The sequence below is a fragment of the Cyclobacterium lianum genome (assembly GCF_900143075.1).
Classification (GTDB): Bacteria; Bacteroidota; Bacteroidia; order Cytophagales; family Cyclobacteriaceae; genus Cyclobacterium; species Cyclobacterium lianum.
In genome coordinates this window covers 355972-381346 of sequence record NZ_FRCY01000005.1, presented here as the reverse complement: position 1 = coordinate 381346, position 25375 = coordinate 355972, and the positions used below count along the sequence as shown (strand labels likewise).

Genomic DNA, 25375 nt, shown 5'->3' with positions numbered 1-25375 from the left:
AATGGAATTTGTGATCTATACAAACACCGTCTGGGATAGTCCTCCAAGGTCAAGGCACCAGTTGGCTCATGCATTAGCAGAGAAATATAAAGTCACCTTTGTCTCTTCTAATAGAAATGGCCGCCCGGGAATGGATATCAGTCAAGTGAACGATAATTTTCAGGTGATCATACCCTCCTTTCCCGTAAGCCGCCGGATCAGATACAGAATGCCTTTGGTAAATGAGATGTATCAATTGTGGCTTTTTCCAAAACTGAAACATCATTTTAAGGGCAAAGACGTCGTGTTAATTTGTTCTGATTTTGGGGCGCATCTGATAGGCCGATACTTTAATAGGTTTATCTATTATGCAAGTGACGATTACATCAACAATGTTAAGGTTCCGGCATTGGTGAGGGCATATACTATTTTTACCCAAAAACGATTGTTAAAGACGGCCACCATTTCCCTCGCAACAGCCAGGAAGTTGGTCGATGACTTCAAAAAGATTAATCCACGATCTTTTGAGTTGCCACTTGGTGCACCGGATTTTTCAAAATTCAATTCTCTGCCGGTAACGGTCAGAAAGCGGGATGGAATTATCAGGGTGGTCTTATTGGGTTTTATTGATAGAAAAAAAACACCTGTCGGACTAATGAATGCGATACTTGAAATTCCTCACTCAGAGCTTCATTTGATCGGGCCTATTGCAGATGATTTTCTTGAGCACCTTTCGTCACCCGGCAGGGTGGTGGCACATGGTACGATGATGGGAGAGAATCTTCACCGACAATTGATTCAAATGGACGTGGCCATTGCGCCGTACTACATGGACGACCCGAATACCGGCAGGACGCCAAATAAATTGTGGCAATATCTGGCATGCGGGAGACCTGCTGTGATTACCAATCTGTTGAACGTAAGGCATTGGGATTTTCCTGAAGGGACAGTCTATAAGGCTAATGACGATGAACAATTCGTGTCATTGGTTAAAAAAGCCTACACAGATGATAATCAGCAATTGATTGATCAAAGGATCAATCTTGCTATGAGCAATTCCTGGGCTGCCAGAAGGGAAAAGCTTGTAGAATACATTGAAAAAAATGTTTACGATGAAGACAAATAAAACATCCGTTTCGCATTTGGTGCTTACACTGGATTACGAGCTCTATGGAGATGGTTCCGGAAGTGTTTTCGATACGATGATTCATCCTACAGCAAACTTCCTGAGCGTTTGCAAAAAGCATGGAATTAAGGCTACAATTTTTTTTGAAGTGATGGAATATCTGCGGATGGAAGAGGAATGGGCGTCAGGTAATCGGATGGGCTATGAGGAAAATCCGGTGGAGGCCATCGAAAAGCAAATACAGCAGGCCCATCTTGAAGGACACGATATACAACTGCATATCCACCCGCATTGGATAAATGCGAGGTATTCTGATGGGAGATGGCATCCGGATCACAGGTATTGGAAGTTGACGAAAGTCCCCCTCACAGCCGATCAGGATTTTCCTATTGGCCTGGAAGAACTGATTGCCAGGGGTAAAGCTGGTATAGAGTCGGTAGTCAGAACGGTGGATCCCGGTTATGATTGCAATATTTTCAGGGCTGGGGGCTTTAGTCTCACTCCGTCGGATGAAATTGTGAAGGTTTTACTTAAATTGGGATTCATTGCTGATTCCTCGGTGATCCCTGGAGCTTTTATCGAGAATGAATACTACAGCTACGACTTTCGTCATCTTTCTCTGGATACCCCTTTTTGGATGGTAGACCGGGCTGTGGAAAGGCCGGCTGATACCACAAAGGGATTGATAGAGATTCCGATATTTTCCAAATCTATCACACGGTACAAAAAATACGATGGGCAGCGCATCCGCATTGCTTTGAAGAACAAGAGTTCCAATATGGTGAAAATTAAAGATAAGGTAGAGGGTAGGAGTTCATTATGGAGTAAGATAGGTTTTTTTCTGGAGAAGGAACACCTGACATGGGACTTTTGTCTGTTTTCTCGGGGAAAAATGCAACAATACCTTCGGTATGCCAGAAGTTTTTCAAGGAAGCAACCTGAATCATTTTACCCCTTTGTGCTGATAGGACATTCCAAGGAGTTTATTTATTCAAACACATTTGAAAGGTTTGTAGAAGCCAATCGAAAGAATCTCCAGTTTCTGACCCTGAAGGATACAGTATACAAGATTCAGCAAAGTTATAGAACAGCAAACAACAAAATTTCAAAAAATGGAATCATTTAAATCCGGAAACAAGCATCAATTTTTTGACGCATTTTCTACTTTGGAAAAATTTTGTGAGGCGGAGGGATTCAAAGGTTATGATCCTTACGACAGCTTGAATAGCACCTTCTTTCAGCGGTTACCGCTGGTTTCTGACTCCCGAATTGCGAAACTTGCCTGGACACAATTCTTTAAAAGAGCCCCTTTCAATTTACGGCCATTGGTAGGTGTGCCCAAAGAGTATAATCCAAAAGCACTGGGTCTTTTCCTTTCGGGCTATTGCAATTTGTACAGGATCGATCCCGATCAGAAATTCGCCGAAAAAATTTATTTTTTCGGCGATAAAATCCTTGAGTTGCAATCTGCAGGTTGGAGCGGAAGCTGTTGGGGGTATAATTTTGATTGGCAGGCCAGGGCTTTTTTTCAGCCGCGTTTCACGCCTACTGTGGTGGCAACTACATTTGTGGCCTGTTCTCTATTGGACGCATTCGATATTACCAAAAACCAGTCCTATTTTGACGCAGCAAGGAGCGCCTGTGATTTTATTTTGCAGGACCTATACAGGACATATGACGAAAACGGAGACTTCTCCTTTTCCTATTCACCGCTGGACAAAAGTGTGGTTTTCAATGCCTCATTGCTGGGAGCAAGGTTGTTGAGTCGGGTATATCACCATACCCGGGAGCAGAATCTCTATGAAGAGGCAAAAAAGGCCGTTGCTTTTGCCTGCAAATATCAACAGGAAAATGGCGCGTGGAGCTATGGTACACTACCGTTTCACCAATGGATAGATAATTTTCACACTGGCTATAACCTGGAATGCCTTTCCGATTTTTCAAGGTACACCGGAGACATTAGCTTTGAAAATTATGCCGAAAGGGGATTCGATTACTATATCTCTACATTTTTCACAGAAAAAGGAGTGCCCAAATATTACAACAATAGCACTTATCCCATAGACATACACGCCCCCACTCAGCTGGTCATCACTTTGGATAAGATGGGTAAGTTTGGGCAATACAATGAACTGGCCGAAAAGGTATTGAAATGGACGGTAGAAAACATGCAATCTTCCAGGGGATACTTTTATTATCAGATAAATAAGTACTTTACATCGAAAATACCATATATGCGATGGGCTCAGGCCTGGATGTTTCTTTGTTTTACGGTTTGGTTTAGAAAAGATCCGCCAGTATCCCTGCAGTCAGGAGTTGAAGCGGAAGAGCGCAGCGATAAATCCTGATGATAAAATTGATCAGGCAATAAAAAATGGAATGTTTTTTGGTCTTCCTGAACCAAATTGAACAACCATCATTATATCTAAATGGAAAATGTGAAAAGAATACAAATTTGCAATGTACCGGTAGACGCGCTCACTATGGAGCAGACGGTAAAATTGATTGACCATAGTATTGAGAAGAAAGAGCGCCTGCACCATGTGGTGGTAAATGCAGCGAAGTTGGTCAATGCCCAAAAGGATTTGGAGCTCAGAGCCTCTATTATAGACTGCGACATCATCAATGCAGACGGACAGTCTATCGTCTGGGCAGCGAGGTTTTTGAAAGAGGATTTACCGGAAAGGGTGGCGGGTATAGATTTAATGGAGAATCTGGTAGCACTTAGCGCAAGGAAACGATACAAGATTTTCTTTCTCGGAGCCAAAGAGGAGATCGTCGCCCGTGTAGTACAGAAATACTCAAAATCATACGGTGGAGATATTGTCGCCGGTTACCGAAATGGCTATTTTAAAAAAGAAGAGGAAGAAGAAATTGCACATCAAATCAGAGATTCGGGAGCAGATATTCTATTCGTAGCCATTAGTTCACCCAAGAAGGAAATATTTCTGAATAAATACAAAGACCTCATGCAGGTACCCTTTATAATGGGAGTTGGCGGAAGTTTTGACGTGGTTTCAGGCAAGATCAGAAGGGCTCCCCTCTGGATGCAGAATATCGGATTAGAATGGTTTTTCAGGACCATGCAAGAGCCGGGTAGAATGTGGAAACGATATCTTACTACAAATCTAGCCTTTGTAAAAATGCTTTTCGCCGAAAGAATGAGACTTAACAGTAGGGCTTAAATCGAACGGCTGGCCAATTCATATAACAAATGGGATGAACAATAGAAAACCTAGATTGTTGCTGGTGAATAACTATTCCATGGAAAATGCATATGCACTGTGGGAAAAAGGCAATAGTGGCAGTCATCATGTATGGGGAAAGATTGAGCTGGAAAATAGGGGAAAGGTGGAGGTGCGTATCTTCCCTCATGAGAAATATCCAGTTCTGAACAAAATTGGAAAACTTTTTGGGATCAAACACCTGGACCAGCAAGTTAGAATTCTGGCACATGGGCGTGACTATGATATCTTGTATGCCCCGTATTCCCTGTCCAATACCCGATTTCTTATTTTCCTAAAGCTACTGGGGCTCTACCGTAAACCGATTCTGGTTACTGTTCATCAGCCATTTTTGGGAACAAACTCCCAAAGCAAATTTATCAGGTGGCTGACGAAAAAAGTCTTGTTGCAATATGATGGAATTCTTTTTTTAAGTGAGAAGTTGAAAGAAAATACCGTCAAGGCTTTGAAAATTGAAGATCCAAAGAGCTTGTCAAAAATTGATACGGCCCAGTGGGGTCCGGATACGAACTTTTATCGATATTTTAACGCTAAGGCTCAGAATAATGGCAGATACTTTATCAGTGCAGGGCATACAGCGAGGGACTATGGTACACTGATCGAAGCTTTCAAAAAATTGAATTATCCCCTGAAAATATTCTGCACGCCAAATTCTATGCCGCAAATAGCGGATATCCCTGAAAATGTCACCATATATGCTGAGTTCATACCTTATGTAGAGCTGATGCAATACTACGTGGAATCTATGGCGATTCTCATTCCCCTCAAATACCCTGAGCGCTCGGAAGGATGTCAGGGCATGACAAGCCTTCAGGATGTAGTGGCATTGGGAAAGCCTACTGTAATTACCAAAAACCCGTCTCTCAATTTAGATGCAGCAGCCGAGGGGTTTGGCATAACTGTTGAAAAAGGAGATGTATCGGGATGGGTAGCGGCAGTAGAGTCACTCGTCAAAAACAAAGCGGCATTTCAAGAAATGGAGAAGAATGCGATTCGGGTGTATCAGGAAAAGTTTAATTCCGATTTGTTTGCGAAGAAATTGGAAGAAGCAGTAATTAAAATTTGCCACAGTTACAATATTGATGTTTGAGCACCTCACACAAATACCTTAAAAATGCCTATTGGACCAGTCACAAGATTATCATTAGAAAAGACTAACGGCACATGAAATTGTTTGGACTAAGCAATGTAATTTACGAAAAAACGTCAAACTACAGGTTTGATGAACTCAACGAGTCTTTGTTCATAAAACAAGTTATCTTTGAACTACGGGAAGCACTGGGAGATACGTTTTTTAATTTTGAATTTTTTATTTATTCACATCACAATGTCAATAAAAGAAATCCAGATGCTGTTAAGGACACCATGCCCCCGAGTGGAAACCTGGTTTCGAAACAAAAAAAGATATTGTTGTACTTGTCTGACGAGGGAGGTTTGGATCCCAGCGATTATGCCGACAAATATTTCGCCATATTTAAGGCCTATATAGGCAACAAAGCTCAGGCATCAAATGTATTCCCACTTGCATTAGGATACGTCAATGCGGTACCTGAATTTCCAGACAAACCGATAAAGGAAAGAAAGTACAATGTGTTTTTCAGAGGGAACCTGAATATGAACAGGATTGATTTCTACAGGACTTTTTCCAGACTGAGGTATTTGCTGCCCGCTGAGTCGATCACCACCCACGAATACTACAGGAAACTTCTGCTTAGGATCAAAAATGATTTCAGCAGTATTTTTGAGCAGTCTATTGTCATGTTCAATGATGGGTTTAAGGTAGGTTTCTCTCCTGAAAAATATGGAGAGGTGCTTTCGGATTCTAAAATCGTGCTGTGTCCCAAAGGGTACTTCATGACGGAGTGTTTTCGTCATTTTGAGGCGATGAGGGCAGGCTGTGTGATCATATCTGAGCCTCTTCCTGCCACCCCTTTTTACAAGGAGTCGCCAATTATCCAAATTGAAAATTGGGATGTGGGGAAAGTAGTGATTCAATCGCTGTTAAAAGATGAAGACACAATGGAACGTATCCACGAGCAAACCCGAAAATGGTGGTTGGAGAAATGTTCTGAAAAAGCTACCGCAAATTATATCATTGAACGGTTAGAGAACTTAGCTGTATAGTGAATTGAGTTTTTAGTATGAAAGAAAAGACAAAGATTCTGTTGATCAATTCTTACTCTTTTGAAAAAATATACCACAACTGGGAAAATGGTATCAATCCCAGCCATTACCTGATGGGTAAGGTAGAGCTCGAAAGAACCGGGGAGTTTGTTGTCGACATTCATCCGCACCAAAAATACAGATGGCTGGATACCGTTGGTAAGTACCTGAAAATACCCTATCTGGATCAGCAGATCAGAGCTTTGTTTTCGCTGAAACATTATGATTTGATCTTCATGCCCTATCCCTTGTCTACCAGCCGGTTGCTATCTTTACTCAAAATGGCCGGTTTGGTAAAAATTCCGATGATTGGCCTGGCTCACCAAAATTTTATATATTATAAAAAAAAAGACTCCATATTAAATCAATTGGCAATTAAACGGATTCGCCAATTTGATGCATTTGCTTTTTTTTCCAGGCGTCTTTTAGAAAAAACTTCTGCGGATTTAAAATTGTCTCATGAAGATATTAAACAAAAATGTTTTTCTGTCCAATGGGGAGCTGATTTAGACTTTTACAGGAATATCAAGGCCGTGAAGCCTCCCGACCACGTTCCCTATGCCGTGTGTGCGGGAACAGCAGACAGAGATTACGATATGTTAATCAGGGCATTTGAAAACATACCCCTAAATCTCAAAATCTATTGTACACCCAATACAATACCCCAAGCCGATCGTCTTCCAAAAAATGTGTCCGTTGATACTACCTGGGTGCCCTATGACAAGTTGTTACAGGCCTATATTAATGCCGAATTCATAATCATTCCGCTGAAGGAAGAGATCAAAAACAAGGGCAACACCTATGGGCTCACGGTCCTGCTAGATGCTATTGCCGTAGGTAAGCCAGTGTTAATGACCTATCACCCTTTTCTTGATATTGATTTGGAAAAGGAAAATATTGGACTTTGGGTTAAGGACAATACCAGTGAAGGCTGGGCAAATAGGATAAAGCAAATGAATAGCGATGGTCAATTGCTTGTAAAAATGGGACAAAGGGCCAAGGAATTGCATGTTAGTAAATACAATATCGAGAATTTTGCACGACAATTGGGAAAGATATTTCATGAAGTGGTGGAAAGAGCCTGAATTGAGATTTTTTCGGTTGTGTTGTAATCGGGCCTGATTTTTTTCCTGTTGGTATTCAGGAGGGGCTTTATTAAGGCATACTTGAAGTAGTGTGCCTGATTATAATAAGAGTGGCCTTTTTGGTGGATTAAAACCTTAGGCAGCTCACGTTTTTATTCCCCGATATGGAACCAATGATAATGAGTCGTTGCAGTAATAGTGTCAATTGACGCTACCTGAAATCCAGGCTGGCAGCGGTCAATTTACGCTCTCTTTAAGTGTTAATAGGGTAGGTCTACGACTGATCTCTCCTATAAAAAATAAAAAAAGCCCCTGACAAAATCGGGGCTTTTTTCTTTGTGATTTGTTTTGTTACGGACTGACGATCAACCTTTGTTTGTCTACAACGGTTTGGTCGTCGGTAATGCTAATCAGATACATGCCCTGAGACAAATTGTCTAACGGGACGGTATATTGATTACCAGCGGTCCTGATCCAGTCAAGCTCATATTGTCCTACCAATTGACCACTCATGTTGTGAATCAGGACCCTTCCCTGGCCTATTTCCTGTCCCAATTCAACGGTGGTTTTTTCCTTCGCAGGGTTAGGGAATATCCTGGTACTGTTGCCCATGGGCTCATCCAGGTAAATATCCATTTCTTTGTATCCCCGGCCTATCATTTCCTTATAGCCCCGGCCAAACATCTCCCGGTAACCTCGAAGATTGGCACCCGCTATTCCGCTTTTTGCCGAGGTACCGATTATTGCAATTCCGGAAATACTGGCTCTGTTTTCTTTGGCGATCATTTTCAGATCTAAAATCCCATCTTTTACTTCTACGTTTTCGAAAGCAAGAATGGTAGGGGCATTCCTGTTTTCGAGATAGATATCAAAATCAGATTTAACTAGCTGGCCTTCCAGGTTGATATCAAACACTCGTCTTCCTGCTCTTGCGGAAGGCCCCTCCAGTCCAAACCAAAGCTCATTGTGCAGGGTAAGAACAGTATAGCTGCCATTCGGGACAGGAATGGAATACCGGAGATCAGATCCATTTCGTTCTGTCTGAAAGAGCTTTTCCCGAGAAGCGCTGGTATTTTCAAAGCGATAAGAGGCCTTGTTGTAATAACTTTGGTTGTTTCCCTCTGCCAGGTATTTGTCACCAGACACGGTCTCATCAGTGTCACCTCCAGCGTTTATATAAAAGGCGTGGTTCGTTACTTCGCTTGTTGTCTTAGTGCCCGTTGCCTTGTATATAGCCAGAGCTGAGATTGTGGCCCGGTTTTTACTGGCCACCATATCCAGGTTCAATACTCCATCGGCCACCTGAATATTTTCAAAAGTGAGGATGGTTTGTTTGTTGTTGTTCTCTACAAAGAGATCAAAATCGTCTTTTACGAGTTTGTTTTCTATGGAGATGTCAAATACCCTGCCACCAGCTACACCTTGTGGACCTCCATTTCCGTAGTACAGTTCGTTATGGAAGGTTTTTATCGTGTATGTGCCGTTTTCCACAGGGATACTGTACTTTAATACCTCTGCAGTACGGGCATTCTGGAAAAGTTTATCATTACTGGCTTTCCTGTTGGTATAAGTAGAAGAAGGACTGAAATATCCCAAATTATAGTCTGGGGTATAGTCTTCGCCGTCATAGTTTACAACTCTATAGTATCCTGTTTTTAGCCGCATGACTGGTGTCAATTCGTAGGCTGATTCCTTAGTTTCGGTTTCAGAAACAATGGACAAACCGCTGATGGTAGCCCGGTTGGCTGAAGCTGCCAGGCGTAAATCTAGTTTTCCATCTTTCACTTCAACGTTCCTGAAGGTCAGCGCAGTTGGTTGATTGTTGCTGGATACATAGATGTCAAAGTTTTTCTTAACTTCAACTCCTTCAATAGCGATATCAAATATTCTTCGTCCCTGTCTTGCAGTTGGGCCTGATTGGCCAAAGTATAATTCATTGTGATAGGTCGTTACAGTATAGGTATCGTTTGGCAGATCCACTGCAATCATAAAATCCTCCCCGTTTCGTTCGGTTTGGAATAAGGGTTCAGCAAATTTTGTATTGGAATAAGTATAGGTTTTGCCGATAATGTCACCCGCAACCAGCTGCTCTCCTTGAAAGGATTTTTCCTGATAAGACACTTCTTTCTGGGTTCCCAGATTCACAAATAAACTAAATTGAGGCTCAAGGTTGAGATCTTCCCCGGGTGAAGCTATAGGCTCAGAAGGGACCGACCCGGTTTCACCGAGCATATTATTGACGGTAATTTTTACCTGACCTGACACGCCTACACCTCCGTCATTATCAATAACCTGTAAAGCCAGGGTATACATGCCGGCTTCTGACGATTCCCATGAAAATTCATAAGGACTACTGGTTGAAGTATCAACCTTCCTGCCGTTGACTAGTAAGTTTACCTGTGCTACCGTACCATCCAAATCTATCGCAGAACCTTTGATTTGAATCGATTGCTGTGTTTCGATCGTTAGATCCTCAAGAGGATCAACGAAATTGATCACCGGTAAAACATTTTCTTTTTTCACCTGAATAGCTACACTATCAGAGAATACGGTTCTCCCGTATATGTCGACTGCCTCGGCATAGATATAGTGGGAGCCGTACGGAACACTTTTCCAGGTAGAAGCCAATGGGGTATCTGTTTCGGAAGAAATCAACTTTTCGCAATAATAGTAGTTTACCTTCTCCACTTCCGGTTCTCTACCTGCATCCACTTCGAGCGTTATCGCAAGGTCGTCTCCCTCGATCATTCCCGATCCGTATTCGGGAATAATTACTCTAGCCTGCTGTATGGGCTCTGGCTGCGATATTTTGTTATCCGAAGTTTTGATCAGAATTATCGAACGATATGGAGCAATCTTTACACTCCCGGAATAAGTTTTGCCGTGCATGTCCACATATTCACCAGCCAGGCTGAAGGATTTTTCCTTGGCCTCGTCATTGTAAGCAAAAAATATCTTATCATCTGGATTGGTCAGCCGAAGGTCTGCTTCATAGACACTAAGGTTATCCAACTGGAAATCCGCACTGCTTACATTTTCAAACTTAAACATGAGCACAGTTTCGTCCGATGAAGTGGCTGGAGTAAGCAATATTTCGTATTCATTCCTTGCACTGTTAAACTCCACTGCGCTAACCGCACTAATAGTTCTCCAGGGAGAGAATTTTTGCCTGAAGTAGGCCTTACCTGCAAAATCCTTGTTGCCTATACCACTGAATTTCACGAGGTAGTTTTTACCTTCAACTATCTTTCCTATGCTTACGTTGATTTCGAAAGTTCCAGATCCAGTGACCCTAAGGGCTCCGTTGTCCAATTTAGAATCTTTTACCCATGAAGTCTTACCATTCTTGACTGTTACATAGTCTGCATGTCCATCGAATCCCTCGTTGGAGTACTTGTTTTTTCCAATCAGGCTGTTTATCTCGTAGGAAGGGATATTTACCGGATGGATTTTTGACCCATAGTCTTTTCCGTAAAGCGCCTTCCAGCCATCCAGGTCAAGTATCCTCGTTTTCTCATAGGAAGTGCCCATGTTGTACTTGTTGATTATCCTGTAGTTATCTGTGAGCGGGTTGGCGTATACGTTGTTGCTAAAACCAGCCATCTGCGATAAGTCGTTTTTTATGGAGCTTAAGTTCAGGTTATTCTGCTCGCCTCTTTGTGAAAAAAAGATGTTATTTTCCACAGAGTTATTCCTGATATCTGCCCCCATATGGTCATTTCTGAAGAAAAGCTGGTAGGTACTATTGTAGATCAGATTATTGTGGATTTTATTTTGCCGCGCATTGTGCAGGTAAATGCCTTTACTGGATATGTGGGCAATGGTATTGTAAGCTACTTCCACACCGGTGGTATTGTCATCCAGGTAAATGCCCTCAGATTGTGGTTTGGCTAAGGCTGAGCGTATGTTTGTCCCTTCTACTACTCCATGACCGTTAAGAATGATGTTGCCAATGACCTTCCTGTTGTAAAAGGTTTCATTGCTGTTTCCCGTATAGACATATATGCCGCCTCCGTCATTTTTTGTCTTATTGAAATTATTGATAAAATTGTTTTTGACCTCTGAGTTGTTTCCTCCAAATCTAATCCCGACATACCCGGAGTTGATGATGCGGTTTCCTTCAATCAGATTGTCGTCATTGGGTGAGAAAATCCCAAACCCACTGCCATCGCCAGACTTACCCATACCCGGCAATAACTGAATGTCCTGGATCAGGTTATTTTTGATTACCGCATGGTCACAGGATTTTAATTCCAAGCCGGAATTGTGGATATTTAAAACTGCGTTGTTTTCGAGCAACAAATTGTGATTTCCTTCTGCATTGATCCCGTTGACCCCTGCAAATGCTACTTTGGAGTTCCTAATAATGATGTTTTTGCCAGTAGATAGCTCGATAGCGTTGGAGTTTGCTCCTTTAAAGTAAAGATTTTCTATCGTCACGTAGTCTACCCTTTTGACTTGTGTCAGAAGAGAGTTTAAAGTGGCGACCTGTACCTTGTTCTGAGAGGGGGACTCACTACCGAAGAAAACATTGATTTTGGCATTCTTTGCGTCGTAGTACCATTCTCCTTCCTGATCTAATGTTTTGATATGGTTCTGTATAAAGTAGCCGAACTCTGCTTTGGGTTGATAAGCGGTTTCGCTATTGGACGCATATTTTATCGTATTACCGGAATGCGAGGTGATTTTATGTCGGTCTAATATCCAATAGATTTTGCGGATCACTACTTCTGCACCCGTCCAGTTTGGCCAGGAGCTAAGATCTTTGTCGGTAATGCTGTTCCATCCGGTTGATTCGTAGGTCAGATATCCTTTATTCTTGCTGTCACTATTGGGGTATCTGCCCATTTCTTTGTCTTTGTCATTGATCACGACCATATTGGTCGCCTGCGCCTTGAGGCCACTTTGCACGGACTCATAGATACCGTTTCCAACGGATTTCCAGTTTTTTATGTCTACCAGTCCGGTGATAACCGGCATGTCGCCACTTCCGTAGGCGCCGATTACAATTGGGCTGGTCGAGGTGCCGGAATTGCTCATTACAATGGTTCCGAAGAAAGTTTCTCCCCTCCTGAACAGTACCTTGTCTCCAGGCTTTAATGAAGGGAAAATTGCATTTAATTTTTCAATAGATTTCCACGGAGTGTCCGGGTTTTGCGCCTGAGAAAAACTTCTGGAGTCATTTCCGTTTTGCTGAGAAAAATAATAACTGGCTCCATGGCTGACTGCGGGAATTGCTATGGTTACCAGGAGCAGTAGCAGAATTGAGATTAACTTTTTCATCGAATTGGCATTTAAAAGTTTCGAATTATTTGTGTTTTATGTTTTTTAATCGTCTTGATATTTTTAGAGAGAATATTCATTTTGTTTAATCTTTTCTGGTTTATAAAGTGTCTATTTGGTATTTCAGACCTTACAATTAAATTTTTTGAATTTCGTATATATCAAAATGATATTCTTTAAAAACGTCTTATGTTGATAATAAAGGGTATAAAAAATTTATTACCAAATTTTATTTTTAACTATACTCTATTCAAGACGTAGAAAAAATTGGATAATTTAGGTATGTGATTTCAATATTGTTTTTGGAATTATTTTTAATGCCGATAATCATAAATTGAGGTTTTTAAAAAAAAAGTGATTTTTTTTTCATAGGTGGATCTTTGAGGAAGGCAGGAGGTAGGGAGCATGATATAGTCCGGAAAAAATTAACTCACTTATTGTTGAGGCTCGTTAAAAAAATTTGGGGAATTACAACCATACAGGTTATCGACCGTTAATCTGAAAAATGAAGGATTCAACCGATCCTGGCGTTTTTAGCCGATAAAACTTATTGGTAGTGCGGGGGAGTGCCATGTATTAGACACCTGTTAAACTGAAAAGAAGGTGTCATTTTGAAAACATTGACAGGTTGGCCAGGATGTACAAGTAGCAGCTGCCAATCGGATTCAGACCGCCAAAGCGTCGGTCGGCTTCGATATCAAAGCACCGTTCTTGATTTGAGCAGGGAAAATCCTTTGTTTCCTTTTTGTAGGCAGTATAGAAGAAAAAGGGAGAGCGTCTTGTGGAAGTATTTTCCTTATTTACCGATTTTACGGCCTTCTCCGGACATTTTTATTTGAAATTACCTATGGTGCCTGTGAAGTACACTTTCCGACATTACGGACTGGAAACCTTGAGAGGTACAGCATTAAGCAAAAAAAAAAGGCCGTTCTATTGAGTTCTACCATTCTGGCAAAAACACAAGCACAGCCAGTGAATCCTAAATTGAGCGCAGGAGAAAAAATGACGGGATTATTTTGGACCCCGTGAAATTATTACTTTTCAATACTTTTTAAAATAAATTCGACGATAGGTTTAGGGTCTTCCAGGGAATGTGGATGATGTCCTACACCTTCTTTTCTTATGATCTCGATTGTCCCACCAGCGTCTCTGAATTTTTTAGCTAATAATTCAGTGTTCTCGTTATAAGGTACGATAGTATCGGCATCACCATACACGTGCAAAACCGGAATACCAGCTTTTGCAATATTAACGCTATTGTTTACAGGGATATCTTCAAACGTTTTAACCGAAATAGTATCAAGATTGTATGCCTTTAGACAACGTTCCCAATCCTCCGGACTTCCACTTCCATTATACATACCTCCAGGCCAACTTTTTATGTCGCAAACCGGTGCATCAGCATAAATGCAAAAAACTTTATCTGTATTTTTTGATGCCCAATTATATACAATCAAACCTCCACGACTCATCCCCTCCAATACCACTTTAGGATTGAGTCCGTATTCCGAAATGCAATGGTCATAAAATTTGTTCCATAATGCTACTGCCTCGTTGTTTCCATATAAATCGGCAACGTCAACATAAACGAGATGAAATCCTTTCTCCAGCAAGGCTTTGTCAACCTGTGGTTCATGTCCCCAGAATCTTGCTCTCCATATCCAATAATTGTCTGGATTCCTGATTTTGGGAAAAACTACCTTTGCCTCGCGACCCATGAATGTGAATTCCTTAATCTCATATTCTTCAAATACTGTATCCTGTCGACATGATGAAACTGCAAATAGAAGTAGAGCTGAAACCAAAATTACGAATACAGACTTTCGCTGGCTCATGTTGTAATTTGTTTCAAATGCAGAATGTTTTCGTAAATGTAACATAGCTTAGACTACCAATTATCTATAAATGACCTTTAAATATGAGTAAACCGATCTCTGGTTGCACCTTATTGATTTGCTGTGTGCTGTAGAGACCGATGAGAAGAAAAGTGTGTTTATTAGGCAGAGGATTCACTGACAGAATCTGGATTTTGATAAATACGGGCGGCTTTTGTTTTCACATGGCAACGTGTAAAAAAGAGCCTAACTGCTTCGATAGGATGTATCTCCAAAAAAACGTCATGTTTAAAGCCAAACAGAGTAAGTTTCATTTTCTCATCCCTCCCCCAATTTGACCTCTTCGTTCAATTAGTAATCCATTAAATCGATGTTGCTTTAAAACAGTGGCATCAAAACTCGTTTTCATAGCAATAAAAAAAGTTGTTTTCAAATTTACGATTTTTATTTTTTTAATCAATAGAGAAGGAATTATTGCCGAATCAGGAATACACTTTCATAAGGGGTAAGCATTAAACTTCCTGACTGGAGTGTACCGGATAGATTTTTATAAGTACCTTTTAGTTCGAATTTCTTTGTGGTTGAGGCAGGGTTAGAGATTAACCGAAAAGCCTCCCCGCTATCGGGTTTTGGTTTTCTGGCAAGCAACTCTATTTTAACTTCTTTAATTCTGATTTTTTTGTTTGGACCGAATATATTTAAAATAATCGACGCGTCTTCATCTCCTTTGGCTTCCAGAAGCGGAAATTGAAATTTTTCAATAGTACGTTTAAATGAAATAATGCGACTATTTGCTAATTTTTGATAGGGTGTTCCTCTCTCCCGAAGAAAAACTTCCACGATTGTTGGTTCATCTGCTGACCCGGTTATAGAGGCGAGGTATTTTGCCCCACTGTCGATTGGGCCCAGGTCTATTTTGAGGTATGCTATTTCACTTTCACACGAAATTGAGAAAACGTCCTCCTTCATTTTTGTGATCCCGCAACCTTTGCTACAGTACATACGTTCCGTGAGATTTGAAAAATTGTTGTCACCTGGACTTGTCGGATACTGTTCTCTCAAATGATTTTGCAGGCTGTAGTCCACCTGCCTGGTTGATGTTTCCCAGTTGGTTGTTTTTGACCAATCTGCCAGGGTTTGGTGTTTTTCTACCTTAGTATTGATGTCCTGTTCAAAAAATGAAATTCCCAAACCTGTTAAATCTACGTATAGGTTGTGATCGGACAGGCCCATCAAACCATAGTCAGCCTTTGTTGATCGAATTCCCATCCCAATCTGATGAGGTTCTTTCCTGATCAGCGTATTTTTTATAATTTTCACGTCTTTGATTGATTGTCCCAGTTCGTCGTCTGCCAGAAATACTAGAAAACTCGCATCGTATACCAGATTGTTCCTTACTTCAATATTTTGGGCATTGTGCAGGTATATCCCCTTGTGGGCTATATCGGAAACGGTGTTTTCAGCTACCAGAATGTTTGCCGCGTCATCATCCAGGTATATTCCTTCTGCAGGCGCAGGAAAGTCAGCACCCTGGAGGGATGTTCCTTCTTTTGCTCCAATACCATTTTTAACGATGTTACCGATGATTTTTCTATTGGTATACTGCTTACGGCTGCCTCCGGTATAGGTGTAGATTCCCCCACCGTCACCCTTTACAAGACAGAAACCATCGATGTAATTGTTTTTTACCAAAACATTGCTGCCTCGGAAACCAATCCCTACATAACCGGAATTCCTGATGGTGTTGTTGGTGATGGAGTCGGCATCTGAGATACTAAATATCGCATACCCGTTATTGTCGCCACTTTGCCCCATGCCAGGGAAAATATGTGTATTGTCTATGGTTGTGTTCCTTATGGTGGCCTGATAGTTTCCTGATTTCAGGTAGATTCCCGAGTTTTGAGCATGTAGTATTGTCGAATTCTCAAAACGAAAACGATCCATATTTTGCACCAGCAGCCCATTTTCACCCGAGTTTTTTATTGTCACAGAGTTAAAATGGAAGGAGTCGCCTCCTCTTATCAGCACTGCGTCTTTGTTTGCCCCTTCAAAATGTATCCCTTGAAAGACAATATGTCTGGTATTGGTAAGTGTGGTGATGAGATTGGCCTGCGTACTGACTTTGATGGAGAGGTCTTCAGGGGTTTCGTCTCCCAGACATATATAGAGTCTGTCTGCATCTACATCATGGTACCACTCACCTTTCTGGTCGAGTGTGTTCAGGTGGTTTTGAATAAAAAAACCGTATCCATTTTTAGGCTCGTAGCTCGATGAAGGTATAAAGGTGAGGGTATTGGATTCATGAGAGATGATTTTTTCTTTGTCCATGATCCAATGGTTTTTTCTGATTACCAATTCGGCGCCATTCCACTGTTCCTCATTCCGAAAGGATCGATATCGTATTTGGTTCTTTCCGATTATCTCATCTGGGATCAGATAGCCGCCATTGTTTTCAGTCTGGTTCGGAAATCTTCCCATGGCCATAGGTCTACCATCTAATGTCAATACATTGATCGGGGCGATGGCGGGAGGTGTATTGGCGAAGTATATCCCCGGAGCGGATTTTTTCCAGTATTCAAGTCGGGTAAATCCGGTGATCACCGGAGCTGCCCCGTCTCCATATTGACTAAAAACTATGGGTTTTTCCGGGGTTCCGGATTTTTTCAGGTCGATGGTCCCATAAAAAAAATCTCCAGACCTGAAAAGAACAGAATCGCCTGGATTCAATTTCGGAATAAGCTCATTCAATTTATTCAAGCTGCGCCATGGGCTGGAGGGATGCTGTGCTTCCTCAGCAGTTCGTTCGTCGTTTCCGTCCGAAGATGAAAAGTAATAATTTGAAGAATAGCTGTGGCTATAATTCCAAATCAACAAAATTAAGATAAAGAATTTTGTCCCGTGCATAGTCAAACCATTTTATTTGTTGCCGTACCGGATAGGAACGGGGTAGCTTCGGAGAGGTTGGTATTTTCTTAAAATATCGATGTTCCAACTCCTTAGGTATTTGATTTTTCAGAAGTTTGGAATTGTTTTCCATATGTTTCAATATTAAATTTTTGGTCATTTTCATTTCTGACATACAAAGTTCTTGTAGGAAATGCAATGGATACGTCCATGGCAGAAAATTTTTCAAAGATCTCAAAGTTGATCTGTTGTTGTATGTCCATATAGGTATTATAGGCTGCATCCTCAATGTAATATACAATTTCGAAATCCAGACTGGAATCACCAAAACCTTTGAAGTGAGCCCTGTCAAAGGTTACCGGGTGTTGCTTTTCCACAATTTCCCGAAGTAGATCCGGGATCTGTTTTAATTTACCGACCGGGGTTTCATAGGTTACGCCAACGCCAAATAAAATCCTTCTCCGCTGCATTTTCTTGTAATTGTGGATCCTGGATCCGGTCAGGTCACTATTGGCCACGACCAGTTCCTCTCCGGACAGGGTTTTGATTCGGGTAGTTTTGATGCCGATTTTTTCTACAATACCATTCTTGTCATCCACCACTACAAAATCGCCAATTTCGATAGGCCGGTCAAAAAAGATCACGAAGTAGTTAAATAAGTCTCCAAGAATATTCTGGGCTGCGAGGGCTACTGCGATACCGCCTATTCCCAGGCCGGTGACAATGGCCGTAACATCATATCCCATATTATCAAACAAGAATAGGATACCCATGCTCCAAATCAGCACATTTACGATAATGATGATTCCACCGATCTGTTTCACCTTTTCCTCACCGTTTTCCTGCCTCCTCACATAGGTGCGAAGTGCCATGATGATAAAGCTGGCGATTATCCGAATGAAAAAATAGGTCAGTACGACTTTATGACCCGTAGAAATCGCATAGGCTATCTTTTCAGTGAGGGTCAGCATCTGTATGCCCCAGAATACGATAGAAATATAGATGGCGGGAAGTACAAACTTTTCTATAATCTCAAACAGATAATCATCGAAGCTGTTGTCGGTTTTTTCCGTCAGTCGTTTGATTTTTTTAAACAAGGTCCTTTTAAATGCTTTGATAACCAGTATGCCAAGAAGAATAAAGGCAAAAGCCTGTAAATAATCCTGCATGCTGTTGTTCCAGAATTCCTGGTTTAAATATTCTTGTATCATTGCAAGTGGAAATTTGGTTGGGATTTAAGAAGAAAAAAAGAACATAAGGTAGTTTAAATGGTATGGATTTGTCATTAGTCACCATATGATTTCATCAAATTTAACAAAATAAAGCTTGACTAAAACAGTATAGGGCTATTTTTACCTGTGTTAAAATTGGAGGGGTTTGACTTGAGAGGTATCAGGGCTGAATCAAAATTTTGGCTTTTAATGTAGCTGGAAGGAAGCTCATATCTGTTTTTCCTGCGATTCCCTTTACTTTTCCCGAATCCGTAAACTGCCACATGGCGATTTCGGGCAAAAGGGTAGAAGTTGAGTCGGCTTTTACAACAAATGACTTTGGGGCTTTGCTTGAAAATTTAGCCATCCAGTAAATGTAATCATCGAAGTGCCCCTTTAAATGACTTTCGTAGAAGGCTTCATAAGTGTAAATGATAGGTTTTACCTGGAAGTGATCTTCAATTGCTCCCAAATAAATTTTCAGATTTTGAATCAGGAGGGTATTGGAAATTTCCGGGCGGCTGCAGCCCGTGCAATCCAATTCTACATCTATGATAGGTAGAATATCGTTTGCTTTCAGGTTTACCTGCCTGATATAATGCTTTGCCTGGTCCAGCGGTGGGTCTTTGTATTGATAAAAATGGTAGGCTCCCCGAAGGATGCCGGCTTTTCCTGCGGCTTTCCAGTTTCCCTGGAAATAGGGATCTGTGGATTTCCTACCCTGTGTGGCTTTGATCAGTGAAAAATGAATTTTGTGTGGGAGGGAGTCAGCTTCTACTTGTGACCAGTTGATGGCATTTTGCCAATGAGAAACATCTATGCCATAGTAGCCATGAGTTTGGTGTCCCGGGCTCCAGGCTTCATCCTGCAGGTTAAACATCCGGAGTATACTGTCATAGTGGTGCCCTCTGAATGTAATTTCTCCAGACTCACCAGGAGCGGAGTGGCCCGCAAAAAACAAAGGACCTGCAGCCAGTTGAACCTGCATGGAATCAAGATGCTCCGGTTCTCCTGATGTATTCTGGTTGAGATAGATGTGGTGTTCGTGCACAGTTTGACCCAGATTCACGATGCCGGTCATATTAAGTAAAATCACAAGGAGCATGATACTCATTGTAAAAAAACCAAGCAGCATGATAAATACAATTCTTCTGTACATTTCCCTTTTGCTCATAGGTCCAAAGGATCGATTTGGCCATTCCTATGGTTTAGATAATGGATTTAATCAGGTGGTCATTGATCCTGAGGAAGGACTCTGCGGGTTCTCCTGCCTCAAAGCTTATTTTTATTTTTGCCAGAGAAGATTTTTTTCCGAAAAAGCCGCCCCCTGACACTCCTCCCAGGTCAATTCCAAGGGATTGGTCCTCTTCCCGGGGCTGATTTTTTTTGAAAAGATTCCGGCCTGCTTTCCGGTCTTCCACCAAATTGCCCAGGGCGACCTTAAATTCAACCTCCATATTTTTTATTTTTATGGCTGTTGGGGGAATAAGGCTCATTAATGGAACCTGAATGGTCGTCGTGCTGCCTTTTTCGGCATTGGGATCCATGTTCGGTACTTCTACTGCCCAGGTTTTGGCGATCCCTCCATTTCTGTGCATATGGGCCGCCATTTCTTCGTTTTTCTTGTTTTCATCTTCAGGCCATTCAAAATACCTGTCCAATTGCTCCAGGTGTTGCTGTTCGGTGAGCAACTGGGCTTCGAGCACAGCCTGGTGAATGGCTTGAAGCAGGTTATCCAGTTTTATCGTTTTCGCCATGAGCTTATTTGTTTTTCTCCAACCATACAGGTTTTCTTAAAAATCCCACATGATAGGTGGTTCGCTGTAGGGTGATCTGGTGGTCCCCCACCTGAAAAACGCCAACAGAAATGTCTTTTCCGATTATCCTGCCTTTCGGGTATTCGTTGAGACATTTATTCAATAGGGCCATTTGATTTTCCTGTTGCTCCTCATTGAGTGGGTGGTTGGGGTTGATGTTACCTATGCTGACTCTTTTTACATAGGTAACATCCCCCAAATCAGCTGCCTTGTTTTGCTGTTGGATCATTGTATAATCAGCTGAGCGATGGGTGAGACCCATCCGGACTTACCGGTTTGGTATCCACCAGTTTGCCGGTTTTTGGATCTCTTTTGCCAGCAGCCTCCAGAGGTGCGACGTTTACATCCATAGGAGTTGCAGCTGTTTCCATCATGTCCAGTACCCTGGCCAGGCCCTCCGGAGTACCATGATTGGAAGCAGTTACCTCCACGTGGTATTTGGCGGAATTGTCCGAGCTTCTGGTGTTTTCTTTATGAGTAGCCACCGAGCCATGAATTTTTACTGTGGCACTTACCGGCCCCCATCCGATTTTGGCGGACACGTCCGCAGAGGCATTCATGTCCGTAGAACTGGTCTCGGAGGTTGAGCTTTTTACCTCCATGTCAAAGGTAATGTCTACGGTGTCTACCTGAAGGTTGGGGATGGGTACTACTGCCAACATGGGTACGCGGATTTTTACCTCCTCTATTGTTCGCTGTGGTGTTGGATTTGGATTTTTATCACTGACTTCTGGCACATATATACCAGGCCTTTCAAATTCAAAGTCCAGCATCCGGGCGGCACCGGTGGTGAACTCCCCTGGCTTTTTGTCTACCGGGACTTGGGTAAATCCTACGGTATTGATAATATCCGCTGTTGCCTGTGCCAGTCTAACATTCGCTGATACCGCTGCATTCAGGGGGCCTCCGATCAGGTCCTGCATGGGTAATCCCTTGAATTGATCTGACATGTTTACTAAACCTTCTGCCATTTTATTTTGATTTTTTTTGGTTAAAAATATATATACTGTTTTGCAGGAGGTAATATGCTATTCTTTCTACGAATTGTTTTAAAACCAGGGGTGGACAAAAAGTAGACAATACCGCAGGCAGACCAAATTTTCAATTTGGACGGTTATTTGGTCATACCATTGGAGAACTGCCCATTTTTATGGCTTTCTGAAAGGCTGCTGATTTTCTTTTTAAACCTGTATCTGGCTTTCTTGGTACCATCGTAGGAAATCCCTAATACCGAAGCCATTTCCTGGGTGCTGAATCCCAGTTTGAAAAGAGCTCCCAACATCAGTTCGTTTTCAGTTAGTTGGGGAAGATCTTTTTTCAAGAGTTCCCAATACCCCGGAAATGCTTTTTCAAACAACAACCTGAAAGTGCGGCAATCTTCCTGTCTTGAAATCTTGAATTGAGCCAAAGCCTCCAGGGCTTCCTGCCGGGCATAGTTAGTAGCCGATTTTTCCAGCTCCCTAACCAGTTCCTGGTTTTTATTCAGGGAGTTGGCCAGGTTTTCTGAGTAGACCAGCAGTTTTTTTTGTAACTTTTCCTGTTTCTTTTTACTGTCCCTGAGTTGTGTGTCGAAAACACGAAGCAATTTTTCTTTAATGCTTAGCCTGTAATAAAAGTAGACTAAAAAAATGAAACTTGACAATGCCAGTAGCGCGAGGCCTATTTGAATGGATGCAGTTGTTTCTTTTGGGAATGCATTCGGGATTTGCGCTGATGCCGTATTTTTCTCCTGGCGGTAAAGCATTTCGGCACTGGCAATATTTTTGGCTTTCTCCAGGTTGATCAGGCTGTCAGCTAATTTTTCTTTTAACTGAAGACTAGCGCGATAGGCCTGCAGGTTTTTTTGTTTGTAATATTCCTCAGAAAGATCTTCTAGCAAATCCCTGTGTAGGGAAAGAGCTTTTCCCTTCCGGGCATAGGAAATGGCTTCCTGGTAGACTTTTACAGCATCCAGTGACCGGTTTTCGGCAGCGATAATTTTTCCTTTTAACCAATAGGCATAACCCAGGCTTCTGTGGTTGCCCATTTCAATCTTGATCGGTATGGCTTTGGAAAGGAGTCTTTTCGCCTCGGAAAGTTCTTGTTGCTCGAAGGCCAGGAAGGCCATGTTATTCAGGATCATGGCGATTTCTGGTTTTCGATGTTGCTTTTCTGCGAGAGAAAGCGCCAGGATGTTATGCGCCCTGGCGGAATCATACAAACTTTCCTGCCCGGAGTTGTCAGCCAGCTTTTTATAAACCAATCCCAAATTAAGGTGCGCATAAAGGGTCTGGACGGCTAGTTGTTGGGTCTTTGCATGGTCAAGGGCACTGATCAGGTAATACCTGGCCTTGTTATGGTCCTCCATTTCCGTATAGACCAGTGCCAGACTTGTTTCACAGTCGATAAATAAGGGGTAGTCCAGTGGTTTGTGCTTACTTTGGATTACCTGGATGGCCAGGAGGAGACTTGACACGGCTTTTTCCAATATCCCCATTTCTTTAAATAACTGCCCTTTTCCTTTCAGAATATTGGCCAACCGTATTGGGTCTCCATTCGCAATGGCAAAGTCATGTGCCAGATCAATATGTGTTTTTGCCCTGTCAAAATCTTCCATTCTGCGGTAAAGCTGATAGAGCGCGTTGTGGTTTTTTTCATTTAAGGTGTCCATCTTGTACCTTTTGCTGATGGACAGGGCTTCGAGAAATTTTTTTTCTGCCTTCCCATATTCTCTTTGATCGTAATAACTGTATCCAAGCACCTGGGCAGCCTCAGAATGGATTGCGGGAGAGGTAGAAAATCTGGCGGTCTCATATGCCTGCAGGGCATAGGAATAGGATCGTTCGGGATGGGTATAGGCCAATTGATTGGAAAGATCCAAAAGCAAGCGAAGGCTGTCAAAATTATCTACCTCCTGCTGAAAGCCGATCGCCTGAATATTCCCCAACTGAATAAATGTAGCCAGTATAAAAAAAGTAACCTTGGTCACGACTCATGCTGTTTGGTTTGCCATATGGCTTGAATATCAGCCAGATATTCTGTTTTTAAATTTAGTATAAAAATTTAACCAATCCTAAAGCGCCTTTTTTAATTATCAATGGGAGTGCACAAACAACAAAGATTTAATAATAATTGAAAATAAACCTTTTACCACCAGGTATTCTTAAGTCCAAAAAAAAGGGAGCCGATTTTTATCGACTCCCTTAGTTATTCTGTGAATGATTTTTCTTAATGAGAAACCGGGCTCACCATTTCTGTTTTTTTTGAATTCTTCTGCCAGAAGAAAAATATAATAAAGAGTACGATCAGGATGGCGGGAAATAAAGCCATGTTCTGCAAAGTTTCCTGACCTGCCATCAATTCGAGCTCATCACCTGAAAAACCCTCGGCTCTCATGGTTTCCCTGGAGCTGTCGATCCAACCACCAATTATGGGTTGCCAGATGGCCGTTGAAAACATACCTACGCCACCAATAATAGACATGCCCAATGCGCCGCTGAGCGGTACTCGCTGGGCTACAGCACCTACCATTACCGGCCAGAAGTAAGCTACTCCCAAGGCAAAAATGATGGCTACAAAATAGGCAATTCCTCCGGTAACCATGCTGAATAGATAGATTCCTATAGTGGCAAGGATGGACCCGGCCAGCAATACGCCAGTCTGCCCCAATTTTTCAACGACCGGGCCTGCAAAGAATCTGGCTACTGCCATTACTCCTGTAGTCAATGCAAGTATAATCATGGCGTTGGCACCACTGTTAGCCAATACGATGTTGACCCACTGCTGAGGTCCAAATTCCGAAATGGCTGTGAGCGACATGCAAACAAACAAAAACAGGAAGACCGGGCTGAACAAGGCCTTGAAATTATTTCCAAGGGAGGTAGCTCCTTCCACTTTTGCTTTTGGAAATGCTTTTCCGTAAAAGAGTACTGCATAGATTACAGTCGGTACCATGGTAATCCACATCTGTGCCTCCCAACCCAAATTCATCGTAGTCATTACGTTGGAAATGATAGCGCCCAACATGATGCCGCCGGGAAACCACATGTGGAAGCGGTTAAGCATTTTGTTCATTTTAACCCCGGAGTACATGTCTGCAATCATTGGATTACAGGCTGCTTCGGTACAGCCATTACCAAATCCGATAAAAAGTGTGGAAATCAGCAATGTAGTATAGCCCCCCGCGTAAATGGTGAGCAAGATACCCAGGGTGTGGGCGACAAAAGCTACCCGCATGATATTTTTAGCACCAAACGAGTGATAGACTATACCCCCAATAATCATCGAGATGGGGAATCCCAAAAACCACATGGAATTGATAAAGCCAAGTTGAGATGCGGAAAGGCCAAAATCTTCTCCAAGCTGCGGCAAGATCCCAGCCCTGATACTAAACGTAAAGGCGGTGGTAATCAAAGCAAAACAACTCCCGTTAAAGAGCGCGCTTTTGTTGATGTTTTCGTTCATTGAGATTGGGTTTAGAAGTTTTAAATATTGTTTGAGGTTGATTAATCAAAACTTTTCGACAATATATAAAAAAATGATTTTATCTATTGGCTTTTGTAAAAAATTGTGAAGAATGACAAAATACCGGTTTGAGAGGGTAGGGAGAGGAAGGTGTATTTTTTTATTAGCGGTATGGAAACCTGTGCTGCCGAAACCGGATAAAAACAAAAACGGGAAGCATTCTTAGTGAATATTTCCCGTTTCACGATGTAAAGACCGTGGTCTTCATATCATGCCAAGCTACA

The 25375-nt window shown here is 42.0% G+C and carries 17 protein-coding genes; 7 read left to right on the top strand and 10 right to left on the bottom strand.

The genetic code is table 11. From position 1 onward, the window contains the following. The first annotated feature begins 1 nt into the window (after position 1). The 7 genes from BUB19_RS10780 to BUB19_RS10750 all read left to right on the top strand — a co-directional run bounded on the left by BUB19_RS10780 (position 2) and on the right by BUB19_RS10750 (position 7598). Positions 2 to 1105, top strand: coding sequence for a glycosyltransferase (locus BUB19_RS10780; protein ID WP_245802826.1), 1104 nt, complete (start codon positions 2 to 4; stop codon positions 1103 to 1105). Next, positions 1092 to 2231, top strand: coding sequence for a polysaccharide deacetylase family protein (locus BUB19_RS10775; protein WP_073094536.1), 1140 nt, complete (start codon positions 1092 to 1094; stop codon positions 2229 to 2231). The genes BUB19_RS10780 and BUB19_RS10775 overlap by 14 nt, the downstream gene beginning before the upstream one ends. Further along, the gene (locus BUB19_RS10770; protein ID WP_073094535.1) at positions 2218 to 3453 is read left to right on the top strand and encodes a glycoside hydrolase family protein; all 1236 of its coding nucleotides are present in this window, start codon (positions 2218 to 2220) and stop codon (positions 3451 to 3453) included. Before BUB19_RS10775 ends, BUB19_RS10770 begins: the two co-directional genes overlap by 14 nt. An 81-nt stretch (positions 3454 to 3534) precedes the next feature. Next, positions 3535 to 4290 carry a WecB/TagA/CpsF family glycosyltransferase gene (locus BUB19_RS10765; protein ID WP_073094534.1) on the top strand — a complete coding sequence of 252 codons (756 nt, stop codon included), beginning with the start codon at positions 3535 to 3537 and terminating at the stop codon, positions 4288 to 4290. A gap of 34 nt (positions 4291 to 4324) precedes the next feature. Further along, positions 4325 to 5440: a glycosyltransferase family protein gene (locus BUB19_RS10760; protein WP_073094533.1), complete on the top strand. Its 1116-nt coding sequence runs from the start codon at positions 4325 to 4327 to the stop codon at positions 5438 to 5440. A gap of 74 nt (positions 5441 to 5514) precedes the next feature. Further along, complete coding sequence (locus tag BUB19_RS10755; RefSeq protein ID WP_073094532.1) at positions 5515 to 6474, top strand: glycosyltransferase family 47 protein; 960 nt, start codon at positions 5515 to 5517, stop codon at positions 6472 to 6474. A gap of 17 nt (positions 6475 to 6491) precedes the next feature. Beyond that, entirely contained in the window at positions 6492 to 7598 is a 1107-nt protein-coding gene (locus BUB19_RS10750; protein WP_073094531.1) for a glycosyltransferase, read from the top strand. 351 nt (positions 7599 to 7949) lie between these two features. Here the strand turns inward: BUB19_RS10750 and BUB19_RS10745 are convergent, their stop codons facing one another. The 10 genes from BUB19_RS10745 to BUB19_RS10700 all read right to left on the bottom strand — a co-directional run bounded on the left by BUB19_RS10745 (position 7950) and on the right by BUB19_RS10700 (position 25091). Beyond that, entirely contained in the window at positions 7950 to 12881 is a 4932-nt protein-coding gene (locus tag BUB19_RS10745) for a malectin domain-containing carbohydrate-binding protein (RefSeq protein ID WP_073094530.1), read from the bottom strand. A 1034-nt stretch (positions 12882 to 13915) separates the two neighbouring features. Then, complete coding sequence (locus tag BUB19_RS10740) at positions 13916 to 14716, bottom strand: alpha/beta hydrolase family protein (protein ID WP_073094529.1); 801 nt, start codon at positions 14714 to 14716, stop codon at positions 13916 to 13918. Between the two features lie 471 nt (positions 14717 to 15187). Next, positions 15188 to 17620, bottom strand: coding sequence for a right-handed parallel beta-helix repeat-containing protein (locus BUB19_RS10735; RefSeq protein WP_084097179.1), 2433 nt, complete (start codon positions 17618 to 17620; stop codon positions 15188 to 15190). Positions 17621 to 17712: 92 nt separating this feature from the next. After that, positions 17713 to 18831, bottom strand: coding sequence for a mechanosensitive ion channel family protein (locus BUB19_RS10730; protein WP_073094527.1), 1119 nt, complete (start codon positions 18829 to 18831; stop codon positions 17713 to 17715). Positions 18832 to 19012: 181 nt separating this feature from the next. Then, positions 19013 to 20005: a glycoside hydrolase family 25 protein gene (locus BUB19_RS10725; protein ID WP_073094526.1), complete on the bottom strand. Its 993-nt coding sequence runs from the start codon at positions 20003 to 20005 to the stop codon at positions 19013 to 19015. Between the two features lie 34 nt (positions 20006 to 20039). Continuing rightward, a complete protein-coding gene (locus BUB19_RS10720) occupies positions 20040 to 20588 on the bottom strand; it encodes a DUF2589 domain-containing protein (RefSeq protein ID WP_073094525.1) in 549 nt (182 codons plus the stop codon). A gap of 4 nt (positions 20589 to 20592) precedes the next feature. Further along, positions 20593 to 20877, bottom strand: a complete 285-nt coding sequence (locus BUB19_RS10715; RefSeq protein ID WP_073094524.1) for a hypothetical protein — start codon at positions 20875 to 20877, stop codon at positions 20593 to 20595. Positions 20878 to 20884: 7 nt separating this feature from the next. After that, complete coding sequence (locus BUB19_RS10710; RefSeq protein WP_073094523.1) at positions 20885 to 21619, bottom strand: DUF2589 domain-containing protein; 735 nt, start codon at positions 21617 to 21619, stop codon at positions 20885 to 20887. Between the two features lie 143 nt (positions 21620 to 21762). Continuing rightward, entirely contained in the window at positions 21763 to 23616 is a 1854-nt protein-coding gene (locus BUB19_RS10705) for a hypothetical protein (protein ID WP_073094522.1), read from the bottom strand. A 239-nt stretch (positions 23617 to 23855) separates the two neighbouring features. Beyond that, entirely contained in the window at positions 23856 to 25091 is a 1236-nt protein-coding gene (locus BUB19_RS10700) for an MFS transporter (protein ID WP_073094521.1), read from the bottom strand. Positions 25092 to 25375: the final 284 nt, after the last annotated feature.